General features: G+C 63.6%; 9 protein-coding genes and 1 pseudogene. 1 reads left to right on the forward strand and 9 read right to left on the reverse strand.

All coding sequences use genetic code 11. The features are described 5' to 3' along the window. A pseudogene (locus A2J02_RS02830) lies at positions 1–222 on the forward strand (hypothetical protein); the annotation flags it as partial. 68 nt (positions 223–290) lie between these two features. Here A2J02_RS02830 and A2J02_RS02835 read toward each other — a convergent pair. From A2J02_RS02835 to A2J02_RS02875, 9 genes are all read right to left on the reverse strand, one after another. Continuing rightward, entirely contained in the window at positions 291–980 is a 690-nt protein-coding gene (locus tag A2J02_RS02835; RefSeq protein WP_032380369.1) for a response regulator transcription factor, read from the reverse strand. Continuing rightward, positions 977–2149, reverse strand: coding sequence for a sensor histidine kinase (locus A2J02_RS02840; RefSeq protein WP_068046498.1), 1173 nt, complete (start codon positions 2147–2149; stop codon positions 977–979). Before A2J02_RS02840 ends, A2J02_RS02835 begins: the two co-directional genes overlap by 4 nt. Positions 2150–2286: 137 nt before the next feature. Beyond that, positions 2287–3042, reverse strand: a complete 756-nt coding sequence (locus A2J02_RS02845; protein ID WP_068046501.1) for a phosphoglyceromutase — start codon at positions 3040–3042, stop codon at positions 2287–2289. Further along, positions 3039–4181, reverse strand: coding sequence for a low temperature requirement protein A (locus A2J02_RS02850; RefSeq protein ID WP_068046504.1), 1143 nt, complete (start codon positions 4179–4181; stop codon positions 3039–3041). Before A2J02_RS02850 ends, A2J02_RS02845 begins: the two co-directional genes overlap by 4 nt. Positions 4182–4407: 226 nt before the next feature. Beyond that, positions 4408–4809 carry a hypothetical protein gene (locus A2J02_RS02855; protein ID WP_068046507.1) on the reverse strand — a complete coding sequence of 134 codons (402 nt, stop codon included), beginning with the start codon at positions 4807–4809 and terminating at the stop codon, positions 4408–4410. Positions 4810–4828: 19 nt separating this feature from the next. Continuing rightward, positions 4829–5443: a DUF3558 domain-containing protein gene (locus tag A2J02_RS02860; protein ID WP_082898595.1), complete on the reverse strand. Its 615-nt coding sequence runs from the start codon at positions 5441–5443 to the stop codon at positions 4829–4831. A gap of 171 nt (positions 5444–5614) precedes the next feature. After that, positions 5615–7204: an AMP-binding protein gene (locus tag A2J02_RS02865; RefSeq protein ID WP_068046514.1), complete on the reverse strand. Its 1590-nt coding sequence runs from the start codon at positions 7202–7204 to the stop codon at positions 5615–5617. Positions 7205–7303: 99 nt separating this feature from the next. Beyond that, the gene (locus A2J02_RS02870; protein WP_068046517.1) at positions 7304–8572 is read right to left on the reverse strand and encodes an ABC transporter permease; all 1269 of its coding nucleotides are present in this window, start codon (positions 8570–8572) and stop codon (positions 7304–7306) included. Further along, positions 8569–9328 (reverse strand): ABC transporter permease (locus tag A2J02_RS02875; protein ID WP_197477912.1); only part of this gene is annotated, 760 nt, incomplete at its 5' end. The genes A2J02_RS02875 and A2J02_RS02870, both read right to left, overlap by 4 nt.

Here is a 9328-nt window from a genome sequence, read left to right on the forward strand (position 1 = left end):
CGACGCGGCTGGGGCGAGGGTGGTCTCGATCTGGACTGGTACTGCTCGGGCTCGCCCGATGCGCACGTCGGATCGAAGCAGGTGTTCGAGTCCTACAAGCCGGAATTGACCGAGCTGCTCGGCAAGGCGGCGTACGACGAACTGGCATCGCTGTGCAAGCGCCGCCGCGGTCTTGGTCTGATCGCGGTGCATCCGGCCACCCGTGAGGCGCAGCGTCGATAGAGCGGCTGCGCCGCACGTGAGCGAAACCTCGTAGCCCACTACGAGTTTCCGCTCACATGCCGCAGGCTCTATCCCTCGAGTTTGTAACCCAGTCCGCGCACGGTGACGAGGTGTTCCGGCTTGGCCGGGTCCGCTTCGATCTTCGAGCGCAGACGCTTGACGTGCACGTCGAGGGTCTTGGTGTCGCCCACGTAGTCGGCTCCCCACACGCGGTCGATCAACTGTCCGCGGGTCAGCACTCGACCGGAGTTGCGCAGCAAGTACTCGAGCAGATCGAATTCCTTGAGCGGCAACGTGATCTGCTCGGATCCGACCATCACCACGTGGCGTTCGACGTCCATGCGCACCGGTCCGGCTTCGAGCACTCCGGTGTCGACTCCGCCGTCGACCTCGGCGTCGGAGCCGCGCCGCAGAACTGCGCGGATGCGGGCGATGAGTTCGCGTGCCGAGTACGGCTTGGTCACGTAGTCGTCGGCACCGAGTTCGAGGCCGACGACCTTGTCGATCTCACTGTCACGTGCGGTCACCATGATCACGGGAACGCCTGAGCGCGAACGCAATTGCTTGCACACGTCGGTTCCGCTCATGCCGGGGAGCATGAGGTCGAGCAACACGATGTCTGCTCCTGCGCGATCGAATTCCGCGAGCGCCGACGGTCCGTCTCCGACGACCGTGGCCTCGAAACCTTCCTTGCGGAGCAGGAAAGCCAATGGATCGGCCAACGACTCTTCGTCTTCCACGATCAGAACGTTGGTCACTGATTCTCTCTTTCTGTAACCGAAGCGTCGTCTTCTTCTTCGAAGTACGCAGGGATCTGGAGGGTGAAGGTGGATCCGGTGCCCAGCTTGCTCCACAGCGAGATGCTGCCGTTGTGGTTGGCTGCGACGTGTTTGGCGATGGCCAGGCCCAGGCCCGTGCCACCGGTTGCCCGCGACCGAGCTTTGTCGACGCGGAAGAATCTTTCGAAGACGCGTTCCTGGTCTTCCTTGGCGATGCCGATGCCGCGGTCGGTGACGGCGAACGCCACGTTGTCTCCGCGCAGGGCTCGGCTCACCGACACCGGCGCACCGTCCGAGGAGTAGGCGATGGCGTTCTGAATGAGGTTGGCCAGGGCCGTCACCAGCAGCGCTTGGTCGCCGAGAACTTCGAGGCCGCTCGGGTGGTCGGTGGTGACGGAGATTCCGGCGTTTTCGGCGGCGAGCTTGGACCGATCCATCGCTTCGTTGACGACGGTGTCGACGTCGACGACCTCGAGGTCGGGTAGCTTCTCGGCACCCTGCAGTCGCGAGAGTGCGATCAGTTCGGTCACCATGTTGCCGAGCCGTTTGGATTCGGCGACGACCTTGCCGCCGAAGTGCCGGACGGAAGCCGGATCGTCGGCCGATTCGAGCAGCGCCTCGGCCAGCAGGCTCATCGCGCCGACGGGGGTTTTCAGTTCGTGGCTGACGTTGGCGACGAAGTCCCGACGCGTCGCCTCCATCCGGACCTGCTCGGAATCGTCGTCGGCGAACAGCACCACGAACCGCTTGTCTTCCTTGCTGAGCAACCGGGCGACGCAGCGGACGGCGATCTTGTCTCGGCCGGTTCTGGGGTTCTTCGAGCTGAGGTCCACTTCGACGGGGTTGCCGTCGGCGAGGACCTTGAGGACGGCGTCCCACGCCCGATCGTCGATCAGCCGGTTACGCACCAGCCCCAACTCCTCGGCACGCGGGTTGAACAGCACGACGTCGTGAAATTGGTCGACGACGGCGATGCCGCTCTCCGATGCGAGGACAATCAGATCCAGTACCTGCGACATCGTCAAGCCGGACGTAGCTCGGCGGCGCTCCGAGTGTCGAGTGTTGAGGTACGGGATCAGAACACCGCCGACGAGGTATCCCACGAAGGCCGCGGCGATAGCCAGTAGTACGGCCGATGCAACACTCACACCGGAATCGTACGTTCGATGGACAGCTCACATACGCAGGGTGCAGGCATTTCCCTGGTCGTCATAGTCCCCGTCGGCAGTGTTCTTCGATCGTTCACCTGCAGTTACGACAAAACGTCGGTTCGAGCGCGGAGGAGTTACTTGCCGCCCTGGTTTGCCACGGCAGCTGCACCTGCGGCCGCTGCTTCGGGGTCGAGGTAGGTGCCGCCCGGGTTGGTGGGCTTCAGCTTGCCGTCGACCTCGGTGAGGTCGTACTTCAGCGGAATGCCGGTGGGGATGTTGAGCTCGGCGATGTCCGCGTCGGAGATCTCGTCGAGGTACTTCACGAGAGCACGCAGCGAGTTGCCGTGCGCGGCGACGAGCACGTTCTTGCCGGCCTTCAGATCGGCGACGATCGTCTCCTCGAAGTACGGGATCAGACGCTCGACGACGTCTGCGAGGCACTCGGTCAGCGGAACACTGTCCAGGTCCGCGTAGCGCGGATCGGCGTCCTGGCTGTGCTCGCTGCCGATCTCGATGGGCGGCGGCGGGGTGTCGTAGCTACGACGCCACAGCATGAACTGCTCGTTGCCGTACTTGTCCTTGGTCTCGGCCTTGTTCAAGCCCTGCAGTGCGCCGTAGTGCCGCTCGTTCAGACGCCAGTCGCGGACGACGGGAATCCAGTGCCGATCGGCGGCGTCGAGTGCGAGATTGGCGGTGCTGATCGCGCGACGCAGCAGCGAGGTGTACAGCAGGTCGGGCAGGATGCCTGCCTCGGCGAGGAGTTGGCCGGCACGCTTGCCCTCGGCCTCACCCTTCTCGGTCAGTCGCACGTCGACCCAGCCGGTGAACTGGTTGGACGCATTCCATTCGCTCTCGCCGTGACGAAGCAGAATCAAGGTTCCGATACTCATGCGGTCAGTTTCTCATGCTCCACGTCTCTTGGCCCGCGTGCGACCAGGACCGCGACGACGACGATCATCACGACGGCGGTGAGGGTGATCGGGATGGGGATGACGGGGTCGAACAACACGAGCACGGCACCAGCGGGCACCACGATGTTGACCAGCCGGTCGGCATTGGCGCGGATCGCGATCAGCCAGACACCGAGTACGAACACCGCGATCGGGATCGTGACGGTGAACGACGCGGCGACGTCGCCGAGCTTGCTGTGTTCGGTCAGTACATCGATCTCGACCTCGATGCCGGCCGAGAACGCGCCCGCGGCCGCGAAGATGAAGTAGTGGGCGTAGCCGTAGAACAGCGAGTTGCCGAGTCTGCCGATCGCACGGTGATGCGGGGGCCAGAAGTAGATCCACCACAGGCTCGCGGTGACGACGACGGTGAGAATGGAGATCGAGATCAGCGGTGCCAGCGCGGTTTCGTCGTGCAGCGCTTCGATGATGGCGTTGGCCGACGCGAGCAGAGATTCGCCGAGCAGGATCAGCGTGAACAGTCCGTAGCGCTCGGTGATGTGATGAGGGTGCCAGGGTGTTGCGCCCTTGCGCTCGGCGATGATCGGTACCGACATCTCGACGCCTGCGAGCACGACGAAGCCGATGATTGCGGCGGTACCGTCGAGCAGGAGCACCCAGGCAATCCACAGAACCTGAACTCCCGCAATACCTATCGCGTAGACCAGCGCGGTCTGTCGATGTTCGGGGTTTCGCGATGCCCGCAACCATTGGGTCACCATCGCCACGCGCATCACCACGTACCCGATCACCACGATCGTGAAATTCTCGTCGACGACCGACGGCTCGATCCCGGCGGCCAGTGTCAGAACGCCCGCCATCTGCACGACGGTGAGCACGCGATACAGCCAGTCGTCGGTGTCGAAGGACGTGGCGAACCAGGTGAAGTTCATCCACGCCCACCAGATCGCGAAGAACACGAGTGCATAGCCGAGCACGCCGTCGGCGATGTGATTCTCGGTGAGATCGTGATGGAGTTGAACCGCTGCAATGCTGACGGCCACCACGAACACCAGGTCGAAGAACAACTCGAGCGGGCTCGCGGAGCGATGCGGTTCCTTCGGATCGCGCGGTCGCATCGGCACAAGACGGGCAGCGGAGAGATTCACGATCGCAGACTAAGTCATCCGATTCGCGAATGTTGTCTCGATTGTGTTGCGAGGGTTGATATTACGGACATTTCAGACAATGTTCGACGCTTGGCCGCGGGGATTGCGGGACCTCACACCCCTTTTGCCGACCGCGCGCCGGGGTTCACGTCGAATCAGGGGTGTGAGGTGCGCAGAGAGGGTGTGAGGTTGCGGGCTATCCGCCCAGACCCGACCCGATATCGCCGATGCGAGCTCCCACACTCCGATCGACTTCTTCGGTCGCGACGAAATAGCGACGAAACACCGACCGCATCAATTGAATGACCTCGATGTGTTGCCTGATCGCGACAGCCGCCGACCGCTCTTCACCGTCCGCGAGTCTCTTGAACTTGCGACCCAGCTGTTGAGCTGAAGGAAGCGTGCCGAATGCGTCGAGATCGACGAGAAACTTGGTCTTCCCCAGCATTCCCGCAAGATGGTCGATGTATTCCGCGCAGACCTGATCGCACTGGGCAGCAACGCCCTCCGGAATGACCATCGACCCTGCCTCGGCACGTTCCGATAGGTTCTGCCAATACTGCATCGACTCGAATAGATCGCCGTTTCCAGATGTCATCGAACCTCTACCTTTCGGTCTACCGTGCCCGCGCGGGTAAATTGGTCCGCAAAGATTCCGTAACTCGACCGATTTCCGAACACGGTTCGCCCTTGGGCTCGCGCCCGGCCCTGCCGTCGAGAATGAAGTACACAACCCCTCCGATCACCTCGTACGCAACACCGCAGCTGACCTCCTGATAATTCGCAGTTCGCCGAAACTGCACAGCGCCGGCACTATCGGCGTCTGTGAAGTTGCCGAATTGGTCGTTCGTCTTCAGATAGTCGAGGTTGTTGTGCGAGGAAAACACTCCCAGGAAATACCATGACCCGGGATCGGGATCCGTCCAGATGCAGGTCTTCCATTCGGTGGACAGTGGCGCGTCTCCGAACAGGTTCGTACTCTTGCTCCCCACATCCAATCCCGCTGCCTTCACTGCACTGTCCGGAATGGTGCAGGGATCCCACGGCTCGTCCGCCACCGGTGTCGCAACCACCGAGCTCGTCGACGACTCTGCAATCGGCGCACCCTCTGTCCCCCCGCCACATCCTGCGACCGACGCCAAAACCCCCACCAGACCTGCCACCCACCACCGCGTCACGCTCACACCGCTCCCCTTCGTCGAACCCACCCACCCCTTGGACGCAGCGAACACCCACCTGGTTCCACCACAACCTCACACCCCTACTGCCAACCGCGCGCCCCTACTCGCCTCGGAGAAGGGCCGCGCGGTCCACAAAAAGGGTGTGAGGTCTCCCGTCGACCGCACACGAACAACACCCCGCCCCACTGAGTGTGGGACGGGGTGTCGATGTGAATCGGAGTCTTACTTTCCGGCCTCCGCGGCGCGCAGGTCCTTGCGCAGAATCTTGCCGGCCGCGGACTTCGGGACGATGTCGATGAACTCGACGCGTCGTACCTTCTTGTGCGGCGACACGCGTTCGGCGACGAAGGCGATGATGCCCTCTTCGTCGATGGTGGCACCCTGCTGGCGGACGACGAATGCCTTGGGGATTTCTTCGCCCTCGTCGTCGAGCACACCGATGACGGCGGCGTCGGCGATCTCCTCGTGTGTCAGCAGCAGAGCCTCGAGCTCGGCCGGGGGCACCTGGTAGCCCTTGTACTTGATCAGTTCCTTGAGGCGGTCGACGATGTAGACGACGCCCTCGGGATCGACGACGGCGATGTCGCCGGTGTGCAGGTAACCGTCGGAGTCGAGGGTTTCGGCGGTGGCGGTGGGGTTGTTGAGGTACCCGACCATCACGTTCGGTCCCTTGACCCACAGCTCACCGGGCTTGCTCAATCCCTCTGCCGGCAGCTCGATCTCCTCGAGCGTGCCCGGGTCGACGAGCTTGTTCTCGGTGTTCGCCAGCGGCTGACCCACCGAGCTGAGCGGCATGTCGTCGCGATCGAACGGGATGGCGTGGCTGACGGGGCTGAGCTCGCTCATGCCGTAGCCCTGACGCACCCGCGTGTTCAGACGCTTCGCGACGGCCTTGCCGAGCTCCTCGTCCAGCGGTGCCGCACCGGAGAAGATGGTGTGCACGCTGGAGAGGTCGTACTGATCGATCATCGGGTGCTTGGCGAGCGCGACGGCCACCGGCGGTGCGATGAACAGGTACGTCAGCTTCTGATCCTGGATGATCCGGAGGAATTCGACGAGGTCGAACTTCGGCATCGTCACCAGGTGTGCACGCAGCTTGAGGGCGATGTTGAGCAGCACCGTCAGGCCGTAGATGTGGAAGAACGGCAGCAGCGCCAGGATCGCGTCGTTGCTGTCGATACCCACGCGCGGTTCCATCTGCGCCACGTTCGCGACGAGGTTGCGGTGGGTGAGGATGACGCCCTTCGGCACACCCGTCGTACCGGATGAGTACGGCAGCACCGCGACGTGTGTCGCTGGATCGAACGAGACCTCGGGGGCAGGTGCGCCCTGGGTGAGCAGGTCGCGCAGGTTCGGGTGGCCCTCTGCGCCGTCGAGCACGATGACGTGATCGGCGTCGAGGCCGACCTTCTCCGCGGCAGCCTTGGCCTGCGGGTACAGCGGGGACACGGTGAACAGGAATTTCGCGCCGGAGCCCGTGAGCTGCTTGGCGATGTCCTCGGCCGTGTACAGCGCGTTGATGGTCGTTGCGGTTCCGCCTGCGCGCAGGATGCCGTGCAGCACCGACGCGAACGCGGGCACGTTCGGCGAGTGGAGTCCGACGACGTCGCCGACTTCGAGTCCACGTGCGGCCAGAGCACCCGCGATGGCGTCGATCTGACCGATCAGCGACTTGTACGTGGTGACGTCACCCGAGGTTCCGTCGATTAGTGCAGGCTTGTCGAGGTCGGACTCGGCGATCGATCCGAACAGGAAGTCGTAGACGCTGAGGTCGGGAATCTCGACATCGGGAAAGGGACTGCGGAAGCTCATGGCTCTCCTTCGAAAAACTGCGGCAACAATGACCGAACCCTACAGTGAAAGCGGTCACAACGGACAGCGACCCTACCGCCGAGTCAGGTAGTGCGGGCGCTAACTTCGCGACGCATACGGTTTGCCTGCCGCGGCCGGCCCGCGAACATGGCCCACCAGGCCTGCGACGGCGAAGATGGTCACCACGTAGGGCAGCATCAGCATGAATTCGCTGGGCACGGGCGAGCCGATGATGCCCAGTACGTTCTGCAGGTTGGACGCGAATCCGAAGAGCAGTGCGGCCAGCGTCGCGCGTACCGGATCCCAGCGGCCGAAGATCACGGCGGCGAGAGCGATGTAGCCGGCGCCGGCTGTCATCTCCTTGCCGAAAGCGCCGACGGAGCCGAGAGTGAAGTACGCACCACCGAGTCCGGCGATGGCACCGGCGAGGCAGACGTTCCAGAACCGGGTGCGTGCGACGTTGATTCCGACGGTGTCGGCGGCTTGGGGATGCTCGCCGACGGCGCGCAGTCGCAGTCCCCACTTGGTGTGGAACAGGCCGAAGAACACGAGCGCGACGGCGATGTACATCAGGTACACGATGAGTGTCTGCCGAAACAGCACCGGTCCGAGAATCGGAATCTGCGAGAGCACCGGAATGTCGATGCGCCCGAACCGTGGTGGCGAGTTGAGCGTCTCGGCGTTCTTGGTCAGCACCACCGAGTACAGGAAGCTGGTCAACCCGACGACCAGCACGTTGAGCACCACACCCACGATGACCTGGTTGACGAAGTAGCGGATGGAGAACACCGCCAGCAACGACGCGGTCAGCGCTCCGGCGAGCAGAGCGGCGAGCAGTGCGACATAGGTCGAACCGGTGATCGACGCGACGACGGCGCTGACGAAAGCACCTGCGAGAAGCTGACCTTCGATGGCGATGTTGATGACGCCGACTCGCTCGGAGATGACGCCGCCCATGGCACCGAAGATCAGTGGCGTGCTCAAAGCGACTGCGCCGATGAGCAATCCGGGCACCGGGATGGTCTCGCCATCCGCTGCCCAGGCGAGGAAACCGAAGACGAACAGCACCGCGAACACTGCCAGCAGCCACAGCGGCGTCGAGCGGTACTGCGAGGCGAGCAACGCCGCGTATGCAGTGATGACGGCGAGCAACACGACCACGACGAGACCGGTGCCGTACGACGGCACGCCCACGGCCGGCAGTGCGAAGAAATCGTCCTCCGACGCCAATGCGAATGTGCTTGTTCCCGAACCCTTTCGGACCACGAACAGCAGCAGGGCCAGCAGCGTCACGAGACCGAGGATCGACGGGACCTTCCAGCTCCGGCCGAGTACCGCGTCAGCGGCGGTGTCGGTCGAGGTGGTCACAGTGCACCCACCTTCGCGGTCTCGGCTTTCGCGAGTTTCTCCTCGCCTGGTTTCGGCAATCGGAACACCGCTCGCACGAGCGGCGGTGCGGCGATGAACAGCACGATCACGGACTGCACGACGAGCACGATGTCGATGGGGATGCCCTCGCCTGCCTGCATCGCGAATCCGCCGGCCTTGAACGCGCCGAACAGGATTCCCGCGACGAACACGCCCCACGGTTTCGATCGGCCGAGCAGTGCGACGGTGATGGCGTCGAATCCGATGCCTGCGTCGATGTCGGCACTGAAGCCGGTGGTGACGGTGCCCAGTACCTGCGACACTCCGGCCAGACCGACGAGCGCACCGGACATGATCATGGCGTACAGGTAGATCCGGTTGACGTTCATGCCGGCAACGCGGGACGCGTGCGGGTTCTCACCGACAGCGCGGAAACGGAATCCGAGGCTCGATCGCTCGAGCAGCCACCACACCGCGATCGTCACGAAGATCACCAGCACGAAACCGAGGTGCAGGCTGTATCGGTCGCCGAAGAGCTTCGGGAACACCGCCGTCGACGCGATGGGCGCGGTCTTGGGGTTGTTCGATCCCGGGGCCTGCAGAGCGCCGGGAGTGCGCAGTAGGTACGCGACGAGGTAGAACGCGATGTAGTTGAGCATGATGGTGACGATCACCTCGTGAGCGCCGGTGCGCGCCTTGAGGAATCCGGCGATGCCGCCCCACACCGCGCCGCCGAGAACACCGGCGAGAACGGCG

The sequence above is a fragment of the Rhodococcus sp. EPR-147 genome (assembly GCF_001647185.1).
In the GTDB taxonomy this organism is placed as follows: Bacteria; Actinomycetota; Actinomycetes; order Mycobacteriales; family Mycobacteriaceae; genus Rhodococcoides.